Source organism: Acinetobacter sp. ANC 3813 (assembly GCF_002135435.1).
GTDB lineage: Bacteria > Pseudomonadota > Gammaproteobacteria > Pseudomonadales > Moraxellaceae > Acinetobacter.
The window spans coordinates 434,252-459,337 of record NZ_NEGK01000001.1 but is presented as its reverse complement, the minus strand read 5'-3'; the positions used below and the strand labels follow the sequence as shown (position 1 = coordinate 459,337).

Sequence of the window (25,086 nt, the reverse complement as noted above, 5' to 3'; positions counted from 1 at the left end):
AAGTGTATTATTTTTGTCGACTATAGCAAGCCATTTTATAATTTTATTTTGTATGGCTTGCGGGTGTTTTTTAATCTATTTTTATTAATAGGTAATGGCGGCAATCAGCCCGGCAAATACATTGGTTTTGGTCGAGCCAATTTGGCTGCCGTTGTTGTCTGCAGATTTTTCAGGTTTATAAATCCCGACAATTGGAATCAGTGACAGCGCTTGGTTGACTTGATACATGGCAAATAAATCCAGTTCTTTACCGCTGTAGTCAGGCTGAGAGCTGGTATCAATAGATTCAAATTTATACAGGTTTGCACCCAAAAGAAGCTTCTCACTCGGGAATGCTTCAACACTGATCATGTGAATATTGGAATTGCTGTTGAATGGCCCAGCAAAGTTGCCGGCAACTTCACCTGGAATCCATGTGCCAAGCTTTTCAACACCGACAAACATCGGGTCCCAGTTTTCAGAATAATGCGTATAGCGGTAATTCAGTGAAGGGGTCCAAGGCGATTTGGCAAAATTATAGCCAGCGCTTGCATACCATGCATTGTCATTATGGTTTTGATCAATCACATCATACGTAGGTGTCAGGAGTTTTTCTTTTTCTTGGCGGCTGAAGTTAAAGCTTAAGTTGACATTTTCAATGCCCGCATTGGTTGAGCCTCGTACGGCGTAGACCTGCATGTTGTCGCGCATAAAGACATTCGGATTCAGCAAAGCAGCTTCATTTTCGTTGAAATCTAAAAATTTAATATAGTCAAAGCCAATGCTGTGCGGGCCAGATTTATAGTTGACATCTGCAGAAGCAAATTCAGATGAGGCATGAATCGGGTTGTCTGACTGCACCCATGCCAGTTCAGTTTTTAAGCCTTCCGCTTGCCCAATTTTGACGACAGCCGCTTTATGGAAAGACCGGCGGGCAGCGGTATAGTACGCGCCGCCGCGGCTGACCATTTTACTTTCGGCATCTGGATAATTGCGGTTTTCACCTAAGTTGGCGCTGTCATCAGTCACCAAAAAGCCATCGCCTAAATGATAGACTTGTGAACCGAAAGAAATATCTAAGCCATTTTCACCTAAAGCTGGCAGTAAATTGCCCGACTTCCAGCCAATATAGGCATCTTCCAATGTGTTTTTGTCTTCCGTGCCACGGCTGTTGCCGGCCATGTCGCCATCCCCGCGGACAAAAGAGGTCACACCAGCCACTGCACCATAAATGGAGCTGTCTGCAGCTGTTTTTAGACTGCCAGACACACCGTATTTGACAAAGCCTTCTGTCCACTGGCTGCCGTTTTTATCGGTTGGATAGTAGTTTTCCTGCGAACTGAATGCGCCGACCCAGCTGGTGATATTTACATCCAGCTGTTTTTGGTCATCTTTATAAATTTCTGCTGCAAAGCTATGGCTGGCAAGCGCCATACAGCTGAGCAGAATGGAAGGTTTAAACAGAGTTTTCAGTGTCATGGATCGAAGTCCCCTTGGATAATGCATTATATGGAGCATAAAAAAGCCAGCGCTAAACTAGGGCCGGCCAAAACGGTGTTATTGGGTTTTTTCTAAAACGGTAAAACTGGATTTATGAAAAACAATCGGCTCGTGGCTGCCAGTGCTGAATGATTTCACTTTCAGCAGCACCATGGTGTGGTCGCCGGCTGGGTATTCCGCATAAATTTCACAGGTGAAATACAGCGATGCTTCTGGTAAATACATGGCATTGTTGACGCTGTAAGACAGTTCAACATTGTCAAAACGTTTGCTTTTGTCTTTGCCGCTAATTTGATAGCACAAGGTTTTTTGATGTTCGGCAAACACAGAAATACCAAGTTCAGGGGCATTTTTTAAAATAGGCCAAGTCGAAGATGAGTTTTGAATGGCAACACTGACCAGTGCAGGTTCAAGCGAAATGCCGACATTAAACGCTGCGGCAACCAAGGCATGATTTTCGTCATTGTGACGCGCGCCTATGGCGACGACGCCCGACGGAAAATGAGAAAACGCTGTGCGCAGCGCCATCGTGTCCAACATTGAAGTGTGCATATTCATAAGTATTTCCTTAAGTGAGAAACCTGTCATGGCAGATTTAAAATCATTGCTATGACAATCTCCTTTTGATCGTTCCTGTATAAAATCTACACACGGCGAAAAAAAATACACTACTCCAGAAAGGTGACGGCCCGCTTGGCTTGTCACCTTTTTGTGTGATTGCTGAAAAAGTGTTTTCACCTGAGATTAGTCGTCAAGATATTCTCGGAGTTAGCCACATGCCTCAAATCGAATTAGAAAAATCATTGAAGATTGACACTTCTAAATTTGCATCGCGCCAATGGAAAAATTGGACAGAACCTAAAATTGTAGAAGTAGAGGGGCTGGATGTTGCTTACCGCCGTGAAGGCCAAGGCGAAACGCTGGTCTATTTGCATGGCGGCGCAGGCACACGCCAATGGGGGCCAATTCATCAGGCGCTGGCAGAGCAGTTTGATGTGATTGCGCCTGAGCACCCTGGTTATGGCGACACGCCGCGTTTTGAAGATCAGGATTCATGGACAGACTTTGTGCTGCATTACGATGCGTTCTTCCGCACATTGAGTTTGACCCATTTCCACTTGGTGGGCACATCTTTAGGCGCATGGCTGGCAGCCAATTTGGCGGTGTATTTCCCAGAACGCTATGCCTCAATCACCCTCATTACGCCGCTGGGCCTGCATATTGATGATGAGCCGTTTATTGACGTGTTCCGCTTTCAGCCAGAAGCCGCGCTAGATGCTTTGTTCAACGGCCGCGCTGCAGCGCATGAAGAGCTGCTAGTTCAAGAGGGCGGGACTAGCGATATTTTGCAGGCATTTCATGAAGATGGCACATCGGCGCTTTTATTTTGGAATCCGCGCTATGACTACAAGCTGAACCGCCGTTTGCAGCGCGTGAAAGCGCCAGCATTGGTGATCGCAGCCGAAGATGACCGCATGACGGGCAATCTGCAGCCTGCACGCTACGCCGCGTTACTTCCAAACAGCGAACTGAAAACGCTGGGCAATGTCAGCAATTCTCCGACCAGCCATGCTTTGGTGTACGAAAACCCGCAAGAAGTGGCGGCCTTAATCAGCGCATTTATTGCTAAAAACCGCACATCAGCGCCTGCTTTAAGTACCGCAGCCAAAACTGCAGCAGAAGCTTAAGTCAAAGATAAAAATTGAGGGATTCAAAATGACTACATCAAATTCAGATGCATGCAAAATTAAGCACGATGTCGAGTTTTTCGGCACAGTAGAAGGGGTTTATCCCAATATTCCGTATTCAGGCGACCGTCCTTCAAAGTCAATTTATATTGATTTGCCGAATTCTTACTATGACCCGATTCAAGGTCAAAACGTTTTAGAAAACACCTTGGACGTGCTGGTCAGCATGGAAAAATACGGTTTAGACGGCGTGGCATTTACCGAACAGCACAATGGCCCGATTAACCCATTTCCGTCTGGCATGGTGGCAGCGGCCTATTTGGCTGCACGCACATCGCGCATCAAAATTTTAGCCAGCGGCCCGCTGCTGAATGCGTATCAATCGCCAATCCGTTTGGCGGAAGAAATTGCTTTAGTTAGTCAAATGTCGCATGGCCGGCTGATGATTGGTTTGCCGATGGGGTTAGGTCAGCAGTACCACTCATTAGGCATGAATCCTGCCACTGCGCGTGAGCGCCATAAAGAAGGCCATGATTTATTGGCGAAGGCTTTGAGTGAGCCGGGCCCATTTACTTGGCGCGGTAAATTCTTTAACCAAAACTATGTCAATGTGTGGCCGCGTTTAGATCATAAAGTGGATTTTCTGCTGCCAAGCGGCGGCTCATTGGAAACTTTGGAATTGGCTGCGAAACGCCGTTACACCTACCAAACCGTGCTGAACCATCGCCCTTTAATGAAAGCAACGATGGAAAAATTCCGTGAGCTTTGCCGTAAAGAAGGCTATGAGCCGGATGCCAAGCAAAGCGCCTGCGTAATTCAAGTGCATGTTGCGGAAACCGATGAAATTGCACGTAAGGAAGTGGAAGCGGAATACTTGTGGGATTACCAAAACTACTTTGAAACTTCAGCAGTAGAAACGTTCCCGCCGGGCTATACCTCACTCAACTCCATGAAAGCGATTTTGTCGAATGGCTATGGTCTTGATACCAAAAAAATGACCCTGCAAGACCTGATCGACAATAACTGGGTGGTCGTGGGTTCTCCGCAAACTGTGATTGAGAAATTAGAAGAAACGATTTTGGAAACAGGCTGCGGCCGCGTGCTGCTGAACTTTTCTACAGGCATTAAAAAGCGCTGGCTGCTGGATAAATGCTTGACCATTTTCTCGCAAGAAGTCCTGCCGCATTTCCGTAAAAACGGCAAACCGCTGGATACACGCACTTCGCCGCAAGGTTATGACACCGTGATGGAATATGCAGTGAAACGCCGTAAAGACGTGCCGAATCCTGCCATTGTCCGTGACGGCAACCTGATTGATATCTGGAAAAATGCCATTCCAGGTGAAGATCCAGTGATTCGCAAATGGGAAGAAAACGGCACAGAACAGGCCTAAGGAGCGGGGAATGAGTAAGAAAAATTGGCAGTCCAATGCCAACCCGCTTCCGCCGCATCCATTCGCGCATTTTGCTGCCAACGAAGACTGGGTACTGGTCAGCGGTATAGGCGGTCATGATGCATCAGGGCATATTGCTGAATCTGCGCAAGAACAGGCCGTCACTGCATTTGGAAAAATCAAAGTCATGCTGGAAAGCCAAGGCAGCAGCTTGAATGAAGTGGTGTGGTTTACACCTTATGTCACTGACCGTGCTGACGTGGCGGCAGTCGATGCGGTGATCCGTCAGTACTTAAGCGGTACACGGACGGCCAGCGCCGCGCTGACGATCGTGGGCTTGGTTGATCCGCGCATGAAAGTTGAATTTGATGTGTGGGCCTATAAAGGCGCAGTCATCACAGCAGACAGCAGCAATGTATTTACAGATTAAAAAATGATTATTTTTTCTGGATGCGGTTTGGGCTGGATTCGGAAAACTCTCCAGAAAAACGCTGATCTGACCAGCAAGCCCGTTTAGAGCCTTGGTCAGTACAGCTTGAAATAGATTGAAGTGATATGGAAAAAGACCAAGCAAAGATTGATTTTATTTATCTGTCTGAACCCGACATGATTAAAGCCGGCGTGACAGATATGGCGAAGTGTGTAGACGCGATGCAGGAAATGTTTGAACTGCTGTACCGCGGCGACTACCGCATGGCAGGTTCAAATAATGATTCACATGGCGCAATGGTGACGTTTCCTGAAAATTCACCTTTTCCGAATATGCCGAAACCGACCGCAGACCGCCGCTTTATGGCGATGCCTGCCTATTTGGGCGGCAGCTTCGGCACATCAGGTGTGAAATGGTATGGCTCGAACATTGCCAATAAAGAACGCGGTCTGCCGCGCTCAATCTTGATGTTTATTTTAAATGACACCGACACTGGCGCACCTTTAGCGATTATGTCTGCCAACCTGCTTTCAGCCTACCGTACAGGCGCAATCCCGGGAGTAGGCGCACGTTTCCTTGCCCGTCCAGATTCCAAAGTGCTGGGTATTTTAGGGCCAGGCGTAATGGCGAAAACCAGCCTCAGCGCTTTTATGGTAGCTTGCCCTGAAATTGATACCTTAAAAGTTAAAGGCCGCAGCCGCAAAAGCTTAGACAGCTATATTGCTTGGGTGAAAGACACCTATCCGCAAATCAGCAGCATCATTGAAGTAGATGATGCAGAAGCGCTGGTGCGTGATTCGGATCTCGTCGCTTACTGCACTTCAGGCCAAGTCGGCAATCCGGATGAATACCCGCTGATCAAACGTGAATGGGTCAAAGCAGGGGCATTCTTGAGCATGTCTTCATTGTGCAATATCGACGACGCGATGGCGAAAGAATCGCGTTTGGTGATGGACAATCCAGGCCTATATCACGCATGGGCAGAAGAGCTGCCGCGTCCGTTGCATCACAATGTGCCGCTGATTGGCTGCAAATTTATTGACCTGCTGGAAGCTGGCGTATTGCCCGAAGCGCGTTTGGAAGATTTGGGAAAAATTGTGGCCAAAGAAGCGCCAGCGCGTCAGAACGATGACGAAATTATTTTAATGTCTGTCGGCGGCATGCCGGTCGAGGATGTGGCGTGGGGCACTTACATTTACCGCAGCGCGAAGGCGCAAGGCTTAGGCGTCCCGCTGAATTTATGGGAAACGCCAGCTTTGGCTTAAAGCAGACTTCACACATTGATATAGATTTAAATTGGAATACACACATGACGAAAATTGTAAAAGTAAAAACAGGCTCACCGTTTGAAGAAAAAGGCAGCTATTCACGCATCGTAAAAGTAGACAATTGGATTTACGTGTCCAATACCGCTGGGCGTAACCCTGAAACTAAACAGATACCAGAAGATATTATAGAGCAGACCTTGCAGGTGTTTGCCAATGTGGAAAATGCATTAAAGGCTGTGGATTCCAGCTTGGCGGATGCTATTTTCTCCCGCGTTTATGTGCAGGAGCCGAAAGATATTGAAGCGGTGATGGGCGTGGTCGGGCAGAAATTCAAAGGCATTAACCCTGCAACCACCATTACCTGCCCGCCATTAGGCTCTACGGTTTATAAGGTGGAAATTGAGCTGACAGCCTTCCTAGGCGCAAGCACAGCAGATGTAGAAGAATTGGTGGTTTCGGTTTAATCAGATAAAAATGCAGCAATCTACGGAGCGCTGCATTTTTATTGCATGGCTGTTCTATGCCGTGAATGTAGAAAGGATAAAAGTGATGGCGCCTCAAACGACTCCTGTACAGACCTCAGTAGTGATACCGAAAGAAACGGCGGTGGTGATTATTGGCGGCGGTATTGTCGGGCTGACGGCTGCACTGAATTTGGCTGAGCGCGGCGTAGCGGTGACCGTGCTGGAAAAAGGCCGGATTGCAGGCGAGCAGTCTTCGCGTAATTTGGGCTGGATTCGAAAAACCAGCCGTTTGGCTGATGATGTGCCCTTGGCGCAAGCGTCCGACCGCTTATGGGCGGGCATGGCGCAGCGGGTCGATGCGGAGGTCGGTTACCGTCAGTCTGGGATTTTGTTTGCTGCCCGTGATGATGCGCAAATGGCCATGTATGAAGGCTGGAAAAAATCGGTTGAAGCGCTGGATTTAGATTCACGTATTCTGAGCGGTCAAGAAATTGCGCAGCTGGTGCCGAATGGACAGGAAAAATGGCGCGGCGGTATTTATACACCGTCCGACGGCTGTGCTGAACCGACATTGGCCGCCAGCGCGATTGCACAGGCGGCATTAAAAAAAGGCGCTGTGATTATCGAAAACTGCGCTGTGCGCACTTTAAGCCTAACAGGCGGAAAAGTCTCTGGTGTGGTGACAGAACGAGGCGAAATCCGCTGTGAGCAAATTTTGCTGGCTGGCGGTTTATGGTCACGCAAATTCTTAGGCAACTTAGGCATCCATTTTCCGACGCTGCCTTTGATTTGTTCGGTGCTGCATACAGAGCGGCTGCCAGTCGCTACAGAAATTGCAGTCGGCGCGCCAGATTTTTCATTCAGAAAGCACCGAGATGGCGGTTTTATTATCACCCAGCGCGGGGCATTGGATGCGCCTCTGACCCTCGATCACTTGCTGATCGGCACGCAATATTTAGATCAGCTGCGTCATCAGCGCGGATTTTTACGCATCGGTTTTAACCGTTATTCACTAAAGGATTTAAGCCTTGCGCGCCGCTGGTCAGGGCAGTCCATTTCTCCGTTTGAACATATCCGCACCATGGACCCTGCATCCAACATGCGTTTGAATCAAGAAGCGCTGAACAATTTGCAAAAAGCCTGGCCTGCATTTGTCAAGGTCAAAATCAAATCGGCTTGGGCAGGCGTCATTGATGTCACACCAGATTCAACGCCTGTCATTGGCCCTGTGGCAAAAATTCCCGGTTTAACTCTTGCCACAGGTTTTTCTGGGCATGGCTTTGGCACATCGCCAGCCGCAGGACAGCTGGCAGCAGATTTACTTTGTGGACATCCGCCTATTATCAATCCGGCGCCGTATACATTTGATCGTTTTCAAATTTAGCTTGCCGCCAATCATCAACTCTTGAAGGAACAACTATGAGCAGTACACTAGAAAATCAACTTGCTCGTGCTGATGTGCAAGAAGTCGGCATGCCGCAGAGAACGTTGACAACATGGAAGATTGTCGTACTGATTTTGGCCGCTTTAACGCCAATGTCGGTGGTGATGGCAACTTTGCCTTTGGGCTTGGCTTTTGGCGGGCCGTCCTCCGCTTTAACGTATTTAATCGCGGGCGCAATTATTGGCCTATTCTGCATTGGCTATGCTGAAATGGTCCGCCAGATCAGCCGTCCAGGCGCATTTTACAGCTACATTGCACGCGGTGTCGGCAAGCCTTTTGGTGTGGGTGCATCGATGATTGCGGTAGTGGGCTATGTCTCTGGCTGTTTAGGTTCTTTTGCCGTGGGCTCTGCCGTGATTGGGGAAACCGTAACGTCACTTGGCTTTGATTTAAGCTGGCAAATGAGTCTTGTCGGCTTGGTGGCATTTGTCGGCATCATGGTCTGGAACCAAATTGATTTCAGCGCCTTTGTCGGCGGGGTGATTGTCCTGTGTGAATTGCTGCTGATCGCGGCGCTGCTGTTCGGCATTGCCAATCTGCATGGCGCAGCTGCTGCATTTTCACCGGCAGTGATTCATTGGGATGTCTTCCAATACGGCAACTGGCATGTGGCTTTTATTTTCTCTTTCTTAGTCTTTCAAGGCTTAGAGGCGGGGGCTTTGTATGCGCCTGAAACGAAAAATCCAGAAAAAATGATTCCGCGCGCGCTGGCGATTTCGGTGACCATTTTATCTTTAACATTCTTCTTGGTGTCTTGGACGCTGGTGTCCTTTGCTAGTCCGCAAACACTGATGGACCAAGTGCTGTCACAGCAAATTTTCGGTTTCATTATTGGCGCGATTCAAGCATCACTGGGTGAAACAGGCCTGCTGCTGTTCGGTATTGTGACGATTTTAGGTGTAATGATTTGCAATTTGGCGGTCGTGAACTTTATGGCGCGTTATTTAAACGGCCTTGCAGGTGACCGGATTCTGCCACGCTATTTGGCAAAACTGAACAGCAATGGCGCACCGTCCAATGCTGCTTTTAGCTTAATTGGCATTTCATGCGCAGTCATTGTTTTAGCGGCTTCATTCGGCATCAGCCCATACAGCCAGCTCAGCCCGATCGGCTTTGGCATTGCAGCCATTAGCGGCACATCATTATTAATTCTGTCTTCATTTGCTGTGATTGGCTATTTCATGCGCAGTAAAAAAAGCCAAGGCCATTGGTGGAAAACTTATCTTGCGCCAGCGCTGTCTATCGTACTGCTGACCGCTGCCATGTATATCGAATTAAAAGGCTTTAATTTTATTACCGGCATGGAAGCAGCGTGGAGCAATTATTTGCCGTATTCAGTGCTGGCGGCCTTTATTTTTGGTCTGCTGTATGCGCTGTATTTGAAGAAAAACAAAGCCAAAATTTATAAGCACATTGCTGCTGGCGACAACATGGAAGAAGTCATGCGCATCCGTCAGGAACATCATTGAGCCTTTGCTCAGTGATGTTGTTTGATGACAGAACATATTCGATAGATTGAGAGAACGATGAAAATTATTGCGAGTCCAGAACAGGTGGAAATTGTCGAACTTGATGATTTTAAAAAATTTCATATTGAAGCCCGTGGCCGTTTAGAACTCACAGCCGCGCAGTTTGCGCAAGCTGGCGCAGGACGGATGCTGAATGCAGATCAGGCGGAAGTCAGCATTGCGTTTATAGAACAGCAAGCTGGCAGCCGTTTGCAGGATGAAGCCTGGGTTCATGGTTTAAAACAAATGCTGGATTATGCCCTGAACAAAGGCTGGATCAATGCAGAGCATCAAGCGGTCATTGGCCATATTGAATGGGCAGACGCCGCACAGCAGGGCTAAGGGGACAGGTATGACAGAAACGCCAGACATGCTGCAGACCGCAGCTAGTCCAGACATAATACTGCCGCCGCCGCGCCATACTGAGCTTGGCATCATGCGTTCAGTAGAAGTACAAGCGGCGAGTGCGCTGCCGGAACAGGCCGATGCGGTGATTATCGGTGCAGGCATCTGCGGTGTACTGACCGCCTGCAATTTGGCGAAGCAAGGCAAAAAAATTGTGGTGCTGGAAAAGGGCGAAATTGCCTGTGAATCCTCCAGTAAAGCCTTTGGCTGGGTGTCGCAGCTGCTGAATTCTGTGCATAAAGTGAAATTGACGCGGCGCAGTAAAAGTCTGTGGCGTGAACTGCAGCAGGAAATCGGCGATTTAGGTTACCGTGAACAGAGCATCAGCTATTTTGCCGAATCTGCAGAAGAGTTTGCATTTTATCAAGAATGGCTGGCTTCCGTGCAGCCTGAAGCGGATACGGACATTCAAATTTTAGCTGCCGATCAAGTCGGGCAGCTTGCGCCTGAATTTACTGGTCAATGCTATGGCGCAATTACCGCGCCGAGCGATGGCTGTATAGAACCAGTGCTGACAACCGCAGCAGTTGCCGAATATGCCAAGCGGCTGGGTGTAGTTTTTGTCACGCATTGCGCAGCCCGCGGTTTGGACATTCAAAACCGTCAAGTCAAAGGTGTATTTACCGAAAAAGGCTATATTCGTACTAGTCAGGCCGTGTCTGCTGTAAATACATGGACACGGATTTTTTGCGCCCATCATGGCATTGATGTGCCGCAGCTGTATGTGGTGATGTCGATGGGGCGGGTGGAGGATTTTCAAGGCGGTCCAGCGGGCTGCGGCGGAAAAGGCGCATTTGCTTGGCGCAAACAGGTTGACGGCGGTTATTCACTTGGCTTGGTGACTGGCATGAGTGCGCCGATCAGCCGTGATGCGCTGCGCTTATTCAACAAGTTTTTACCGATTCAAAAAATGCTGGGCGGCTCAAAAGGCGTCAAAATCAATTTTGGACAGAACACTTTAAATGACTGGAAAATAAAGCGCAGCTGGAATCACCATCATAGTTCGCCATTTGAAGCGCATCGGGTCTTTACTGGCACAGTCGATTTAAGCGCCGCTGAAAGCTCTAAACAGCAGATGGCAGCCTATTTCCCAGAACTAAAGAACCAGCCGATTGCAGAACATTGGTGCGGTACGGTTGCTTTTACCCAAGATAATGCGCCAATTGCCAGTGCTGTGCAGGATATTGAGGGTTTTTATGTGTTAATGGCCAGCGGCTACGGTTTTTCGTGGGGACCTGCGCTGGCGGAGATGCTGTCTGGCATGATGCTGGGACTGCCGGAACATCCTGATGCAGACACATTCAGATTAAGCCGTTTTAGTGATGGCACTGTGCTGGAGCCTCAACTATGACCGAACAAGTGCAAAATCATGAACAGGCAGCGCCGCCTTATGGGCAAATGCTGAAATTGTTTACCCAGTCTGGCTTAGCGGTGCTGAAAAACCGCGGCGGTGTTAGGCTGGGCAATGGCGTGTCTCGGGCGCGTCCAGTGCAAAGTGATGCAGTATTGCCTCAGGAAGCCGATGCAGTAGTGATTGGCGGCGGCAATATAGGCTGTTTAACCGCACTGACTCTGGCAGAGCGCGGTTTGAAGGTTGTGCTGTGTGAAAAAGGGGCCGTGGCGGGGGAGTCTTCAGGCCGTTCGCTGGGATATATTGAAAGTTTATTTGCAGACCCAGTCAAACTGGAAATGGCAGCCCGCGCTAAGCAGCAGTGGCAAGACATGCATACGCGGGTGCAAGGCCCAACAGGCTATGTCAAAACTGGTTCGGTCACAGGCTTTTTATCTGAAGAGGGTTTGGCAGCAGCTGCTGGCTGGCTGGATGCAGTCAAAGGCATGCCGGGCATAGATGGCCAGATTTTGACGCAATCAGAACTGAAAGAAAAAACCGCGGGCTGGCGTGAAGACTTTGTTGGCGGTTTATACCAGCCCAGTGACGCTTGCGCAGAGCCGCAGCATTTTGCCTCTTCAGTAGCGGAGGCTTTTCGCGCCAAAGGCGGTCAGCTGTTTCAGCACTGCGCCGTGCGTGAAGTTTTGACGCAGGCTGGGCGCGTATGCGGCGTTGCGACTGAGCTGGGTGAGATTAAATGCCACTTCGTTATTTTGGCTGGGGGCGCTTGGACGCCGTATTTGGCTCAAAGTCTAGGTCTGGACTTGCCGCAATTTATGGCCTTTGCCAGTATTGGGCGGGTCAGCACTTCTGCTGCCAGCCTCGATGCATTTGAACTGAATGAAAAACTGCCGCTGATTTCAGCTGAGAGTGATATTGCGATTCGCCATTCCAGCCATAACAGTGTTGATATTTGCGCGCCTGCAGTACGCTTGCCGATTACGGTCAGCATGCTGAAAAACATGCCGAAACTGATGCAGGCCATGGTCGCCATGCAGGGGCAGTTTTCACCAGTATTTGATATTAATACGCTGCTGTTTGAATATAAAAATATGCACCGTTACTGCCGTACAGGGGATTCACCGCTGCAGCAGCACCGTGTCCTGACGCCTGAAGTGTTTACACCGCCTTTGCAGGATGCCATGCAGCGTTATGCTTTATATGCCGCGGACAATCAAAGAACATTCCAAGAAAGCTGGGCGGGTTTTTTAACCACAACGCCGGATCACATGCCGTACCTTTCTGCGGTAGACAGCGTGCCAGGCTTTTATGTGGGTTCGGGATTTTATAATGGCTTGACGGTTGGGCCTGCTGCTGCAGAAGCGCTGGCGGATCTGGTGATGCAGCAGACACCTAAAATTGATTTATCTTTAATGCGTTTTAACCGTTTTATGGACGGCAGTCCGATTATTTTTCGGAATTGATGCTTCTTTAAAAAACGCCGCTTGTTTATCAAGCGGCATTTAATTCACGGCATAAATTTATCACCATCAAAAAGCCCTGCATCAAGCAGGGCTTTTTGTTTAAGCGGACTGAGTCATCTGTTCAATCGACATAATCTGCTGTATCTGTTCGGCAGGAATCAGCTGTTCGGCCTGAATCAGATCCAGTACGCTGTTGCCTTGCAAGAATGCTGTTTTCGCCAAACGGGTGGTGGTTTCATAGCCCAAATACGGGTTCAGCGCAGTGATGATGCCAATAGAGTTCTGCACCAGTGAACGGCAGCGTTCTGGATTGGCTTGCAGTGTGCTGATGCATTTGTCTTGGAACATCTGCAGCGCATTGCCCATAATATCCAGTGATTCAAACAGTTTAAAAGCAATCAGAGGTTCCATTGCATTCAGCTGCAGTTGACCAGCATCGGCGGCTAAAGTCACGGCCAAATCATTGGCGATAATTTGAAAGCTGGCAATGTTAAGCGCTTCTGGAATGACTGGATTGACTTTGCCCGGCATAATCGAACTGCCGGCTTGGCGCGCTTCCAGCTGAATTTCACCAAAACCTGTGCGCGGTCCGCTGGACAGCAGCCTTAAATCATTGGCAATTTTATTCAGCTTGGTTGCCGTACGCTTTAATAAGCCCGACAGCAGCACAAAGTCGCCCATGTCTGAGGTGGCTTCAATCAAATTGTCTGCGCTTTGTACGGGTTTACCTGTCAGTTCTGCTAAAGCTTCCACTGCCAGTTTACGGTATGCAGACGTTGCATTCAGGCCTGTGCCAATCGCTGTGCCGCCCAAGTTGACCTGCAGCAGCGTTTGCGGAGCAAGCATTTGCAGCAGCTGCAAGTCTTTTTGCAGTGTGCCGGCAAAGGCTGCAAATTCTTGGCCTAAGGTCATGGGCACAGCATCCTGCAGCTGGGTACGGCCCATTTTCATAATGCCTTTAAACTCTTCTGATTTGGCATTTAAACCGCCAATCAGGTTTTGAAAGGGCGCATGCAACAGGGTGCACATTTCTGCCAATGCCAGCTTAATAGAAGTTGGGTACACGTCATTGGTGGACTGCGACATATTGACGTCATTGTTCGGGTGCAGATATTGGTACTGGCCTTTGGCATGGCCCATATATTCCAGACCTACATTGGCAATGACTTCATTGATATTCATATTGGTGGAGGTGCCGGCGCCGCCTTGCAGCATGTCCAATACAAACTGGTCCTGATATGCGCCAGCAGCAATCTGCTTGCATGCATATTCAATGGCTTGATATTTGTCTGCATCCAGCAAGTTCAATTTATAGTTGGCTTGTGCGCAGGCCAATTTTACCAGCGCCAATGTCTGAATAAATACTGGAAAATGATTCAGTTTGTTAGGACTTAAGTTAAAGTTTTCTAAAGCGCGAAGTGTTTGAATTCCATAATAATATTGGTTAGGTATTTGTCGTTCTCCAATCAAATCTTTTTCTACGCGGCTTGAGATGACGGCATTCATTTAAATTGAACCTGTGGTTTAAGATCTTTTAGATGTTAGAAACATTTTGTATTATTCTCTAATGCATTTATTGCAGATAATATTCAATTAATGCATATTGATTTCAGTTATTTTAAAACCAAAATTTTATGAATTTAGAGATTCGCTGGGTCGAAGATCTCATTGCTTTAGAAACAGAAGGGTCTATTTCTAAAGCTGCTGAAAGTCGCTATGTCAGCCAGTCTTCCTTTACCCGCAGAATGCAGCATTTAGAAGAAGTGCTGGGTTTTGCTGTGCTCAACCGTGAGTCTAAAACCGTCAGTTTTACGGATGCCGGCAAGGTGCTGCTGAAAACCTCAAAAAGCATCCGCAGCCAGCTGAACAATACGCTGGACTTGCTGCATGCACAGCAGCAGGACAAACATGACGGTATTAAAATCTGCATTTCGCATTCTTTGCTGGCGCATTTTTTTCCAAAATTTATTGGCGCTTTACCTGCACAAATGCAAGGCCTGCATTATGAAATCAGTAGCGTGAATTTATGGGAAGGCCTAAAAAAGTTAATGCAGGGCGCTTGCCATTTTCTGATCTGTTATGGTGACGAGGATTTGATCCGCTCATTGAATCCTGAGATTTTAGCGCATTTAAAATTGCAGGAAATACAGGTGGTTCCAGTCAGTTTAAATGAAGGGGATACGCCTAAATATAATATAAGCAAGCATTTCCCTCTGCTGGCGTATGGACGTGAAACCTTTTTAAAAAGTTTTGTTGATGAAAAAATTAAAAGTTTGAATTATAAAAAACTGTATGAAGCGGATAATGCACAGGATTTGCGTGAACTGGCGCTGCAGGGGCTTGGTATTGCGTGGCTTCCGTATTCTTTGGTGGAAAAAGATATTTTAGATGGCCGCCTGACACAGTTTGATGCGCAGTACCGTTTTAATAATCATATTTATATCATTAAAAATAAAATGAATGATCCCGAAAATGTGAACGAATTTTGGGATCAGCTCAGGCAGACCATTCAAACGCGTTAAAGGTGTAAAAAGTGGATTACAGCACTTAGACTGATGATGCAAAGGATTGTGTTGACCAGTAATACCGCGGGCACTTTCTGCAGGTCGTATTGCTGGCCAAATACAGCAAATAGGCCAACCATAGAAACGCTGGACAGCAGCACGCCTGCGAAGATCATCTCTGCGCTGGCGGACGGAAAAAGCTGAAACATGCCATAGACCAATAGCGGCATCATCAGCAGTTTTAATGCGGTAATCACGGCAATATCACGCCCTAAATGTGTTTGCGCGCGCAGTGAAATTCCGTATAGGCTGCCGCCGATAACCAATAACCCCAATGGTGCTGATGTTTGGCCAATCGGTCTTAAGGTTTTTTGCAGCAGTTCAGGCAGCGGCAGCTGGCAGGCGCTTAAAACAAAGCCCGAAACCAAAGCAATAATCAGCGGGTTCTTGGCGATATTCACGAGCCCAGTTTTAAGAATTTGCCGCAGCGGCGCATGATGCTGATCCAGCTCAATGCAGATCAAGAACATTAAAAACACAATAAAGTTTTCAATTAAAAAAGTCATGCCGAAATAAATCGCAGCTTTTTCGCCCAAAAATAAATACAGCAGACCGCTGCCGATAAAACCGGTATTGGACATAGCAGCGCCCATGCCCATCACGCCAGCTTCAGTCAGCGGCGCTTTAAACAGTTTGAAATAAATCAGCACTGCGCAAATAAATACCGCAAATGAGGCTACGCCATAGCTGATCAGATATGGCAGCTGCAGCAGGGAATGAAAATCTTGTGAGGAAATACTGACCAGCAGCAGGCAGGGCAGTGAAATTTTAATAATAAATAGACCCAGCAGTTTCACGTGTTCTTTGCTCAGCATTGAAAAATGCAGCGCCAAATAGCCGATCAGAATAGTTAAAAAAATGGGCAAAATAATGGATGCGATTTCGAGCATGGGCGTCCTGTGCAATCATATTTTTTAGCAAATGAATAAATGCGCAGCACATCCGAGGGGATTTTACTGCGCATATAAAGCTTTGAGTGAGGCTAAAGCGCTCGGCTTATGGATTGATATGGATCGCTTGTTTTTTGGTGAATTGCAGCAAACCGCTTAAACCAAAGGCATGGCCCAGACCTGACATTTTCCAGCCGCAAAAAGCAGCATTCGGCGACATTTCTGCATGGCGGTTAATCCATACAGTGCCAGTCTCCAGCTGTTGTGCCACGGCTTCAGCTTTGGCTATATCTGCCGACCAGACTGAGCCGCCCAGACCAAATTCAGAACGGTTGGCTTCTGCAATGACTGACTGAATATCATTGAAGCGGATAATTGGCAGCACAGGGCCGAATTGTTCTTGATCAATTAGTGCTGTGCCCGCCGGCAGGTCACCGATAATAGTGGGCGCAATGAAATAGCCGTGCTCAGGCACTTCCATTTTTGCCGTCAATACGGATGCGCCTTGTGTAATAGCATCATCAATGAGTGCTTTGACTTTTTGATACTGTATGGCATTTTGCACTGGGCCAAAAGTTGTTGCAGAGTCTAAGCCTGAGCCAATGACCTGTGCTTGCGCCATAGCCAGCAGTTTTTCGACCAAAGCATCGTAAATGTCTTCGTGTACATACAAGCGTTTAATGGCGGTACAGGTTTGCCCCATATTTAAAAAGGCTGAACCAAAGATTTTTTCAGCAACGTAATCCAGATCTGCATCTTCCAAAACTATCGCAGCATCATTGCCACCCAGTTCCAGCACAACACTTTTTAAGCTGTCGACTGAATTTTTGAGAATTGCCTGACCTGTTCGGGTTGAGCCAGTAAATGCCACTTTACCAATAGCTGGATGCGCTGTCAGATGTGCACCAGTATCACCTTTGCCAAGGACAATACTGCAAACGCCTGCAGGCAAATGATGGTTGATAATTTCAATCAGTTTGATGGTGCTGAGCGGGGTATATTCAGAAGGTTTGTTAATCACACAATTTTTGGTTTTCAGGGCAGGGAACAGATGCCAGATCGCAATCATAAAAGGCCAGTTCCATGGCGTAATGGAGGCCACTACGCCGATGGGTTTGTTATATATACGGATCACTTTGCCGTTGGCTTCTTCATATTGCTCTACAGGAATTTCTGTATCGCGCAGGTGCTCAATCCAGCCTGCGCCAAGCTCGACTTCAACTTCTGCTAAAAACAGCGGCTTGCCTTGCTCTTGGGTAATTAAGCTTGCAATTTCGGCTTTTTGGCTGCGGATATCGGCAGCGATAGCACTGAAAAGCGCATAAATTTCTGTATCGGTTACCTGTTTCCATGTTGCAAATGCTTCTACTGCTTGATTCACAGTGTGGTCAATCTCGGCTGCACTGCTGCTGTTTAAAACTGCAAAAGGCGTTGCTGTAGCGGGGTTAATGACTTCAAAGCTTTCACCGCTGAAAGTTGTATATATACCGCCTTGGTTTAGTTGAGTATTCACCGATTCAGACCCTATAAGTTTTATATCGTTAGGAAGCTTATAGAGTTTTATTATGTGGGAAGTCACCTGAAAGGGTGACTGGAATGGGATGTGTAATAACCACGAATTTCTTCAATTTGAAATGATTTAAAGGGCATTGTGCCTAGAGATTTGGATATTTTTATTTTCTGAAAAAGAGATGCATTGAATTTGCGAATGTGTTTGAGCGCAGTCCAATTTTTAATCCCAGCTCTCTAGAGAACTGGGATTACCTAAAAAATTTAAAATGCAGAGTTAATGAATAACTTCGGCAAAGGGTATACGTTCAAACGCAGAACTATTCAAATTACATATTTGGATAGTTCGGACCACCGCCGCCTTCCGGCGTTACCCAAGTGATATTCTGAGATGGATCTTTGATGTCACAGGTTTTGCAGTGCACACAGTTGGCCGCGTTAATTTGGAAACGCTTCGAACCGTCATCATTTTCCATGATTTCATACACACCAGCTGGGCAGTAGCGCTGTGCAGGCTCATCCCATTTCGGCAGGTTTACATCTACAGGAATAGACGCATCTGTCAGTTTCAAGTGAGCAGGCTGGTTTTCTTCATGCACCGTATTGGATACGAATACTGAAGATAAACGGTCAAAGGTCAGCTTGCCATCCGGTTTTGGATAGTTCGGCTTCACATTGTTGGCATCTACAGTTTTCAGCGCGCTGAAATCAGGCTGTAAGTCATGCAAAGTGAACGGCACTTTAAAGACGTTTTGATCAATAAAGTTGAACGCGCCGCCAGCAAAGGTACCGAATTTATGCATCGCAGGGCCAAAGTTGCGTGCACTGTGAAGTTCTTCTTTCAGCCAGCTGCTGTTGAATTTTTCTGTGTACGCYGTCAGTTCTTTAGTAAAGAAATCTTCGCCTTCAGTGACACGGGCAATGGCAAGGTCACCGCCTTTTTCCACACCGTCAGCGATCGCTTCAAAGACCGCTTCACCGCACAGCATGCCTGATTTCATGGCAGTGTGAGAGCCTTTGATTTTGGCAAAGTTCAGGAAGCCTGCGTCATCACCAATTAAGCTGCCGCCTGGGAAGGTGAATTTCGGCAGCGAGTTGAAACCGCCTTTCACCACAGCACGCGCGCCATAAGAAATACGTTTGCCGCTTTCAAGGAACTGTTTAATCAGCGGATGGGTTTTCCAGCGCTGCATTTCCATGAATGGATACATGTGCGGGTTGGTGTATGACAGATCGACAATCATACCCAAAGTCACTTGGTTATTTTCTGCGTGGTACAGCCACCAGCCGCCAGAAGAGCCAGTTTCAGTCAAAGGCCAGCCAGCACCGTGCATGACGGTACCCGCTTTATGTTTCGCAGGATCAATTTCCCACAATTCTTTAATACCGATACCGTAATGCTGCGGATCGGCATCTTTATCTAAATCAAATTTTGCAATCAGGCGCTTGCCTAGATGGCCGCGGCAGCCTTCAGCGAAAATCGTGTATTTCGCATGCAGCTCATAGCCTGGAGTAAAGTTGTGCGTCGGTTCGCCGTCTTTACCAATACCCATGTCGCCGGTTTGAATGCCTTTTACTGTACCGTCTGCATGGTACAGAATTTCAGACGCGGCAAAGCCAGGGAAGATAGACACTTCTAGCTCTTCCGCTTTAGCGCCTAACCAGCGCACCACGTTGCCTAGCGAAATGACATAGTTGCCGTCATTGTGCATGGTTTTAGGCACCATCCAATGCGGCATTTCCTGAGACTTTTCATCAGACAATAGGAAGTAAGTTTTGTCTTCAGTGACAGGCACATTTAAAGGCGCGCCCTGTTCTTTCCAGTCAGGGAAGAGTTCATTGATTGCGCGCGGTTCAAGCACCGCGCCAGAGAGGATGTGCGCACCGACTTCGGAGCCCTTTTCCACGACACAAACGGACAGATCGTTCAGGTTATTTTCAATTGCAAGTTGACGGATTTTGATCGCCGCTGAAAGCCCGGCAGGGCCTGCGCCAACGATGACGACATCAAACTCCATCGATTCTCGGATTAAATCTTCCATAATTATGAAACCTTATTTCGCTTAGCGATATTTTAGCATATTCACTATCACTAAAAAAAGCGAAATATAAACATCAGGCGCATAAAAAAAAGCCTACGTAGAGGCTTTTTTGTGAGAGAAATGAATTACGATTTTTGCGGATCGTATTGTTTTTCTTTAATGAATAAGGCTGGAATGACACCGCAGATAAAGTAAGCGGCGCCCATCACCACAAAGCCCATGCCAATTGATCCGCCGCTTGCGAGGAAGCCAATCGTTGCTGGTGCAATCGCTGCGCCTAAGCGTCCAACATTATAAGCGCCGCCAATCGCTGTGCCGCGGACGTTGGTCGCAAAACTTTCAGTCATATAGGTTGCATTTACGCCATATGGAATACCGTAAAGGAAGCCAAAGATGACCAATAGATATAAAATATTTTCAGGTGAGTTATAGAACACGATAAGCGGCAGGAAGATGGCTGTACCAATTGCGCCAAAAGCATAAGTGAAACGGCGGCCTAATTTATCTGCCATAAAGCCAGCCAGAATCTTACCTAGAATCATGGCTGTATACGTGCCTACCATATAAGCCGTCATTTCTTTAAACTTCATGCCAAGTTCACTTTCGAGATAAGTTGGCATCCAGTTATTTACACCATAATAGCCAAATTGTAAGAAACCAGCAGTTAATGCCCATAAAATAAACATATTGCGGTTTTTCTTATCTTGGAAAATAAGTTTCCAAGTTGACTGAGCGGGCTCAGCTGATTTTTCAATTTTCTTAAAGCGGCTTTCTTGCCATGCAGCAGGTTCTGGCACTAAGTAATGCATCAGAATTGCCAGAATGATGGGCAATGCGGCGACATAAAAAAGCACACGCCAGCCATGGTCGGGAATGAGCCAGCCTGCAAGTAAGGTTGCAACGATATAGCCAACGGTCCAGCCTGCTTGCAAAGTGCCCAGTACCGTCGTACGGAATTTAGTCGGCACATATTCTGCCATCAGTGTATTTGATGCAATATATAAAGAGCCTAGACCGAGGGATGCAAAAAAGCGCAGTACGCCAAATTCCATGAAGGAGTTGGTAAAACCTAGTCCGCAAGTGAGGACAGAGAATAATAAGATAGAGATGACCACAATACGGACACGGCCAAACCTGTCGCATGCCCAGCCGCCGAAAATGCCGCCAACTGCCATGCCGGCGAGAGTAAAGCTGCCTAACATACCTGCTTCTACAGGAGTTAAGCCAAATTCAGCTTTGATACTGTTTAAGCTGTAAGACAGCAGCATTAAATCAGCACCATCGACCAATAACGCAAGGAATGCGAATATAAAAGCAACTTTCCATGTGTTAGGACCGATTTTTGAGATCGTATTCTTGATCGTCATAATCCTTTACCTTAATAAAAAAAGGCTGGGCCGCAAGGAGATGTTGACCCAGCCAAAACGGTTACTGGGTAACTTCGCGTATCATGTTACGCGCAATAATCACTTGTTGAATTTGAGTTGTACCTTCATACAGGCGGAATAAACGGACATCACGGTAGAAGCGTTCAATCGCATATTCACTGATATAGCCTGCACCCCCATGAATCTGCACACCGCGGTCAGCAACACGGCCGCACATTTCAGTGGCAAACATTTTTGCGCAAGAGGCTTCGGTGCTGACATTTTGACCTGCATCACGGCGGCGAGCGGCGTCAAGAACCATACATTTTGCAGCATAAATTTCTGCTTTAGAGTCGGCAAGCATGCCCTGAATCAGCTGGAATTGAGCAATGGCCTGACCGAACTGTTTGCGTTCAACGGCATATTGCAGTGAGTCATCCAGCATGCGGGTTGCAGCGCCAACGCTTAAGGCCGCAATGTGAATACGGCCTTTATCTAAAACTTTCATGGCTGTTTTAAAGCCCACACCTTCAACTCCGCCAATTAAAGCAGAAGCAGGGATGCGGCAGTTTTCAAAGATCACATCACAGGTATGAGCGCCTTTTTGGCCCATTTTTTTATCACGCTTGCCCAATGAAATACCTGGCAATTTGCTGTCTACAATAAATGCAGAAATTGCCGCGGCGCCTTTAAGCTCGGTATTGGTACGCGCCATGACAGTAAATACGCCAGCATGTGGAGCATTGGTAATAAAGCGTTTAGTGCCGTTTAGGATGTATTCATCGCAATCTTTTACTGCAGTGGTTTTGAGTGATGCTGCATCAGAGCCTGAATCAGGTTCAGTTAAGCAAAATGAACCGATGATTTCACCGCTTGCCAATTTAGGCAGGAAGTGGCGTTTTTGTTCTTCAGTGCCATCGATAATTAGGCCAGAAGCGCCAATACCGTTGTTTGTCCCGATTAAAGAGCGGAAAGCAGGAGAGGTGCGCCCGAGTTCAAAGGCAATATAGACCTCTTCTTCCATGGTTAAGCCGAGGCCTTCATATTCTTCAGGAATGGTTAAGCCAAATAAGCCCAGCTCTTTCATTTGCTGGACGATTTCTGCTGGAATTTCGTCAGTTTCAGCAACAACTTCTTCATTTGGGATTAATACACCTTCAACAAATTGACGAATCATATCAACCAATTGGTCTAAGGTTTCCTGATCACGAACCATGATCTCACTCCATATTTAGGATATTTAACTTGACCCGCAAATCCACACGATGATCAAGATCTACACAAAACGATTTAGTCGGATATTAATCAAAAGCAAAACCTGAATCAACATATACGAAAGTATATTTCGCACAGCGGTATTTGATATTTAGTTGAGTTTATTGATTAAATAATTGTTTTTATTATTTATTTTTAATTTAAATAACATCGTAAAAAATTTAATGCATCAAATTTAGAATTTACAAAGACATTAAAATATGTATATTGTGTATTAAATACCGCTGTGCGAAATGAGATAGTTATGGAAAGCAACCCAATATTGAATCTTAGCCTTCAGGAAGATGGCGTTGCCGTTGTTCAATTGCACCGTCCGGAAGCGCGTAATGCATTAAACCTAGAACTGCGCCAAGCGCTGTCAGAAACTTTTCAAGAGCTCAGTCGAAATGATGCTGTGCGCGCCATTGTGATTACAGGCGGTGAAAAGGTTTTTGCTGCAGGCGCAGATATTAAAGATTTTACAACTGCAACGACTGCACAGATGTATTTACGTCATACAGAGCAATATTGGCAAAGTTTGGTGGATTGTCCAAAGCCGATTATTGCGGCCGTGAATGGCTATGCCTTAGGCGGAGGCTGTGAGCTGGCCATGCATGCCGATATCATTATTGCAGGTCAATCTGCAAAATTCGGTCAGCCTGAAGTTAAATTAGGGTTAATGCCGGGTGCAGGCGGCACGCAGCGCTTATTGCGCGCGATTGGCAAATTCCAAACCATGCTTTTGGTGCTTTCAGGCAAATTCATTTCTGCAGAAGAAGCGAACCGTATGGGGCTGGTGTCTGAAGTGGTAGAAGATGAGCAGACCATTAGCCATGCCATTGAATTGGCTAAAACCATCGCAAGTTTTTCACCAATTGCTGTTCAGCAAATTAAAGAAGTCACGAACCTCGGGCAGGATCAATCGCTGCAAGGCGCGCTGGCGCTTGAGCGTAAAGCATTCCAAATTTTATTTGATACCAAGGACCAAAAAGAAGGCGTCAATGCTTTCTTTGAAAAACGTCCTGCGCAATACACTGGAGAATAAGACATGACCATTCAATCGATGGCGCTCATTGGCACTGGTGTAATGGGCATGGGGATTGCGCAAATTGCGGCTCAGGCAGGTCTTGAGGTGCGTTTATATGATGCCAAAGCTGGCGCAGCCGACGCAGGCCTCGCAAAACTTAAGTCCATGCTGGAAAAGTTGCAGGCCAAAGGTAAATTCACAGAAGCTGTACTGAATGAAACTTTAGCGCGTTTCACAGTGGTCGAGCAGCTTGAGCAAGTGGCAGGTGTGGATCTGGTGGTTGAGGCCATCATTGAAAACTTAGACATTAAGCAAAGTTTATTTAAACAGCTGGAAGTGATTGTATCGCCAGAGACTATTCTAGCGACAAATACCTCGTCACTGTCTGTGACGGCCATTGCGTCTGAACTTGAACATCAAGGAAGACTGGCAGGCTTTCATTTTTTTAACCCTGTACCGCTAATGAAAATTGTAGAAGTGATTGCAGGCTTAGCAACAGATGAGTCTGTGGTTGCTGATTTGCTGGAACTGGCGCAGCGCATAGGGCATTTGGGTGTACGCACCAAAGACACCCCTGGGTTTATTGTCAATCATGCAGGCCGCGCTTATGGTACAGAAGCGTTAAAAGCATTAGGCGAGGGCATTGCCAGCGTTTCGGATATTGATCGGATTTTACGTGATGGTGCAGGCTTTCGCATGGGTCCGTTTGAGCTTTTTGATTTAACTGCGCTAGATGTGTCTCATCCAGTGATGGAATCGATTTTTAATCAATTTTATCAAGAAGACAGATACCGTCCGCATGCGCTGACTCGACAAATGCTGGCAGGTAAAAAGGTCGGCCGTAAAGTCGGAGAAGGCTTCTATAAATATCAAGATGGCCAAAAAACCAATGAAGAGCCGATCCAAACTGTTCCTGCAATCACGGCATTCAGTCCAGTCTGGATTAAAACAGATTGTGAGCAAGATGCGGCGATTTTATGTGACTACTTAAACGAAAACGGTTTCATTGTTGATGCTGCAGAAAAACCGGCAGCGGACAGTTTAATTATTTTAGCAACATATGGTGAAGATACGACCACGGCTGCATTACGTTTAGGTGTTGATGCAACACGCGCGGTGAGCATTGATATGCTGACAGATTTTACCAAGCACCGCACGCTGATGCCATCAATTGTGACTCAAAAACTATATATCAACCAAGCACATGCACTATTTGCAAAAAATAATCATGGTGTAACTGTGATTGCTGAAAGTGTCGGTTTTGTCGCGCAGCGTGTGTTGGCAATGGTGGTGAATTTGGCCTGTGATATTGGCCAGCAGCAAATTGCAGCAGCATCGGATATTGATAAGGCCGTCAAACTTGGTTTGGGTTATCCGTATGGACCGATCTCTTGGGGAGATGTTCTAGGTGCTCAACGTATTTTACTGATTTTAGAACGTATTTTAGCCAATACCGGTGATCAGCGTTACCGTCCAAGCCCATGGCTAAAACGCCGCGCTCAGCTCAAATTATCTTTGCTTCAAAGCGCATCTGTTTAAT

At 47.0% G+C, this 25,086-nt stretch carries 21 protein-coding genes; 13 read left to right on the top strand and 8 right to left on the bottom strand.

Translation table 11 applies throughout. The features are described from left to right. Positions 1-84 precede the first annotated feature (84 nt). Both B9T34_RS02210 and B9T34_RS02205 read right to left on the bottom strand, forming a co-directional pair. Complete coding sequence (locus B9T34_RS02210) at positions 85-1,458, bottom strand: hypothetical protein (protein WP_086211511.1); 1,374 nt, start codon at positions 1,456-1,458, stop codon at positions 85-87. A 78-nt stretch (positions 1,459-1,536) separates the two neighbouring features. Then, positions 1,537-2,037 carry a flavin reductase family protein gene (locus B9T34_RS02205; RefSeq protein WP_171265093.1) on the bottom strand — a complete coding sequence of 167 codons (501 nt, stop codon included), beginning with the start codon at positions 2,035-2,037 and terminating at the stop codon, positions 1,537-1,539. 218 nt (positions 2,038-2,255) lie between these two features. Between B9T34_RS02205 and B9T34_RS02200 the strand changes: the two genes are divergently transcribed. From B9T34_RS02200 to B9T34_RS02155, 10 genes are all read left to right on the top strand, one after another. Continuing rightward, complete coding sequence (locus tag B9T34_RS02200; RefSeq protein ID WP_086211509.1) at positions 2,256-3,167, top strand: alpha/beta fold hydrolase; 912 nt, start codon at positions 2,256-2,258, stop codon at positions 3,165-3,167. Between the two features lie 28 nt (positions 3,168-3,195). Beyond that, positions 3,196-4,560: an LLM class flavin-dependent oxidoreductase gene (locus B9T34_RS02195; protein ID WP_086211508.1), complete on the top strand. Its 1,365-nt coding sequence runs from the start codon at positions 3,196-3,198 to the stop codon at positions 4,558-4,560. Positions 4,561-4,570: 10 nt separating this feature from the next. Next, positions 4,571-4,990, top strand: coding sequence for a RidA family protein (locus B9T34_RS02190; protein ID WP_086211507.1), 420 nt, complete (start codon positions 4,571-4,573; stop codon positions 4,988-4,990). 125 nt (positions 4,991-5,115) lie between these two features. Further along, the gene (locus B9T34_RS02185) at positions 5,116-6,255 is read left to right on the top strand and encodes a tyramine oxidase subunit B (RefSeq protein ID WP_086211506.1); all 1,140 of its coding nucleotides are present in this window, start codon (positions 5,116-5,118) and stop codon (positions 6,253-6,255) included. A 44-nt stretch (positions 6,256-6,299) separates the two neighbouring features. Next, the gene (locus B9T34_RS02180) at positions 6,300-6,722 is read left to right on the top strand and encodes a RidA family protein (RefSeq protein WP_086211656.1); all 423 of its coding nucleotides are present in this window, start codon (positions 6,300-6,302) and stop codon (positions 6,720-6,722) included. A gap of 10 nt (positions 6,723-6,732) precedes the next feature. Further along, complete coding sequence (locus B9T34_RS02175) at positions 6,733-8,106, top strand: NAD(P)/FAD-dependent oxidoreductase (RefSeq protein WP_228147390.1); 1,374 nt, start codon at positions 6,733-6,735, stop codon at positions 8,104-8,106. Positions 8,107-8,141: 35 nt separating this feature from the next. Then, positions 8,142-9,635 (top strand): APC family permease, encoded by a 1,494-nt coding sequence (locus tag B9T34_RS02170; RefSeq protein WP_086211505.1) that lies wholly within the window; start codon positions 8,142-8,144, stop codon positions 9,633-9,635. A gap of 57 nt (positions 9,636-9,692) precedes the next feature. Then, positions 9,693-10,016: a hypothetical protein gene (locus tag B9T34_RS02165; protein ID WP_086211504.1), complete on the top strand. Its 324-nt coding sequence runs from the start codon at positions 9,693-9,695 to the stop codon at positions 10,014-10,016. Positions 10,017-10,026: 10 nt separating this feature from the next. After that, complete coding sequence (locus B9T34_RS02160) at positions 10,027-11,430, top strand: NAD(P)/FAD-dependent oxidoreductase (RefSeq protein WP_171265092.1); 1,404 nt, start codon at positions 10,027-10,029, stop codon at positions 11,428-11,430. Next, positions 11,427-12,893, top strand: a complete 1,467-nt coding sequence (locus B9T34_RS02155; protein WP_086211502.1) for an NAD(P)/FAD-dependent oxidoreductase — start codon at positions 11,427-11,429, stop codon at positions 12,891-12,893. The genes B9T34_RS02160 and B9T34_RS02155 overlap by 4 nt, the downstream gene beginning before the upstream one ends. Before the next feature lie 99 nt (positions 12,894-12,992). Here B9T34_RS02155 and B9T34_RS02150 read toward each other — a convergent pair whose 3' ends face one another. After that, on the bottom strand, positions 12,993-14,399 hold the full coding sequence (locus B9T34_RS02150; protein ID WP_086211501.1) for an aspartate ammonia-lyase: 1,407 nt from the start codon (positions 14,397-14,399) through the stop codon (positions 12,993-12,995). 128 nt (positions 14,400-14,527) lie between these two features. Here B9T34_RS02150 and B9T34_RS02145 point away from each other — a divergent pair, with 128 nt between their 5' ends. Beyond that, on the top strand, positions 14,528-15,415 hold the full coding sequence (locus B9T34_RS02145) for a LysR substrate-binding domain-containing protein (protein WP_086211500.1): 888 nt from the start codon (positions 14,528-14,530) through the stop codon (positions 15,413-15,415). Here the strand turns inward: B9T34_RS02145 and B9T34_RS02140 are convergent. The 5 genes from B9T34_RS02140 to B9T34_RS02120 all read right to left on the bottom strand — a co-directional run bounded on the left by B9T34_RS02140 (position 15,412) and on the right by B9T34_RS02120 (position 22,481). Continuing rightward, the gene (locus B9T34_RS02140) at positions 15,412-16,347 is read right to left on the bottom strand and encodes an AEC family transporter (protein WP_086211499.1); all 936 of its coding nucleotides are present in this window, start codon (positions 16,345-16,347) and stop codon (positions 15,412-15,414) included. The genes B9T34_RS02145 and B9T34_RS02140 overlap by 4 nt on opposite strands. Positions 16,348-16,453: 106 nt before the next feature. Further along, positions 16,454-17,860, bottom strand: a complete 1,407-nt coding sequence (locus tag B9T34_RS02135; protein ID WP_086211498.1) for an aldehyde dehydrogenase family protein — start codon at positions 17,858-17,860, stop codon at positions 16,454-16,456. A gap of 325 nt (positions 17,861-18,185) precedes the next feature. Further along, positions 18,186-19,898 carry an electron transfer flavoprotein-ubiquinone oxidoreductase gene (locus tag B9T34_RS02130; protein ID WP_086211497.1) on the bottom strand — a complete coding sequence of 571 codons (1,713 nt, stop codon included), beginning with the start codon at positions 19,896-19,898 and terminating at the stop codon, positions 18,186-18,188. Positions 19,899-20,023: 125 nt separating this feature from the next. Beyond that, positions 20,024-21,265: an MFS transporter gene (locus B9T34_RS02125; protein ID WP_086211496.1), complete on the bottom strand. Its 1,242-nt coding sequence runs from the start codon at positions 21,263-21,265 to the stop codon at positions 20,024-20,026. A gap of 61 nt (positions 21,266-21,326) precedes the next feature. Next, entirely contained in the window at positions 21,327-22,481 is a 1,155-nt protein-coding gene (locus B9T34_RS02120) for an acyl-CoA dehydrogenase family protein (RefSeq protein ID WP_086211495.1), read from the bottom strand. Positions 22,482-22,784: 303 nt separating this feature from the next. Here B9T34_RS02120 and B9T34_RS02115 point away from each other — a divergent pair, with 303 nt between their 5' ends. Both B9T34_RS02115 and B9T34_RS02110 read left to right on the top strand, forming a co-directional pair. After that, positions 22,785-23,564 (top strand): enoyl-CoA hydratase, encoded by a 780-nt coding sequence (locus tag B9T34_RS02115; protein ID WP_086211494.1) that lies wholly within the window; start codon positions 22,785-22,787, stop codon positions 23,562-23,564. Positions 23,565-23,567: 3 nt separating this feature from the next. Further along, positions 23,568-25,085: a 3-hydroxyacyl-CoA dehydrogenase gene (locus B9T34_RS02110; RefSeq protein ID WP_086211493.1), complete on the top strand. Its 1,518-nt coding sequence runs from the start codon at positions 23,568-23,570 to the stop codon at positions 25,083-25,085. Position 25,086: the final 1 nt, after the last annotated feature.

Excerpts from the sequence above, each read along its gene's own strand:
- B9T34_RS02155 (WP_086211502.1), top strand. The coding sequence starts at position 11,427 with ATGACCGAACAAGTGCAAAATCATGAACAGGCAGCGCCGCCTTATGGG.
- B9T34_RS02140 (WP_086211499.1), bottom strand. The coding sequence starts at position 16,347 with ATGCTCGAAATCGCATCCATTATTTTGCCCATTTTTTTAACTATTCTG.
- B9T34_RS02170 (WP_086211505.1), top strand. The coding sequence starts at position 8,142 with ATGAGCAGTACACTAGAAAATCAACTTGCTCGTGCTGATGTGCAAGAA.
- B9T34_RS02110 (WP_086211493.1), top strand. The coding sequence starts at position 23,568 with ATGACCATTCAATCGATGGCGCTCATTGGCACTGGTGTAATGGGCATG.
- B9T34_RS02125 (WP_086211496.1), bottom strand. The coding sequence starts at position 21,265 with ATGACGATCAAGAATACGATCTCAAAAATCGGTCCTAACACATGGAAA.
- B9T34_RS02190 (WP_086211507.1), top strand. The coding sequence starts at position 4,571 with ATGAGTAAGAAAAATTGGCAGTCCAATGCCAACCCGCTTCCGCCGCAT.
- B9T34_RS02205 (WP_171265093.1), bottom strand. The coding sequence starts at position 2,037 with ATGAATATGCACACTTCAATGTTGGACACGATGGCGCTGCGCACAGCG.
- B9T34_RS02180 (WP_086211656.1), top strand. The coding sequence starts at position 6,300 with ATGACGAAAATTGTAAAAGTAAAAACAGGCTCACCGTTTGAAGAAAAA.
- B9T34_RS02160 (WP_171265092.1), top strand. The coding sequence starts at position 10,027 with ATGACAGAAACGCCAGACATGCTGCAGACCGCAGCTAGTCCAGACATA.
- B9T34_RS02200 (WP_086211509.1), top strand. The coding sequence starts at position 2,256 with ATGCCTCAAATCGAATTAGAAAAATCATTGAAGATTGACACTTCTAAA.
- B9T34_RS02210 (WP_086211511.1), bottom strand. The coding sequence starts at position 1,458 with ATGACACTGAAAACTCTGTTTAAACCTTCCATTCTGCTCAGCTGTATG.
- B9T34_RS02120 (WP_086211495.1), bottom strand. The coding sequence starts at position 22,481 with ATGGTTCGTGATCAGGAAACCTTAGACCAATTGGTTGATATGATTCGT.
- B9T34_RS02195 (WP_086211508.1), top strand. The coding sequence starts at position 3,196 with ATGACTACATCAAATTCAGATGCATGCAAAATTAAGCACGATGTCGAG.
- B9T34_RS02185 (WP_086211506.1), top strand. The coding sequence starts at position 5,116 with ATGGAAAAAGACCAAGCAAAGATTGATTTTATTTATCTGTCTGAACCC.
- B9T34_RS02150 (WP_086211501.1), bottom strand. The coding sequence starts at position 14,399 with ATGAATGCCGTCATCTCAAGCCGCGTAGAAAAAGATTTGATTGGAGAA.
- B9T34_RS02145 (WP_086211500.1), top strand. The coding sequence starts at position 14,528 with ATGAATTTAGAGATTCGCTGGGTCGAAGATCTCATTGCTTTAGAAACA.
- B9T34_RS02175 (WP_228147390.1), top strand. The coding sequence starts at position 6,733 with ATGCAGCAATCTACGGAGCGCTGCATTTTTATTGCATGGCTGTTCTAT.
- B9T34_RS02165 (WP_086211504.1), top strand. The coding sequence starts at position 9,693 with ATGAAAATTATTGCGAGTCCAGAACAGGTGGAAATTGTCGAACTTGAT.
- B9T34_RS02115 (WP_086211494.1), top strand. The coding sequence starts at position 22,785 with ATGGAAAGCAACCCAATATTGAATCTTAGCCTTCAGGAAGATGGCGTT.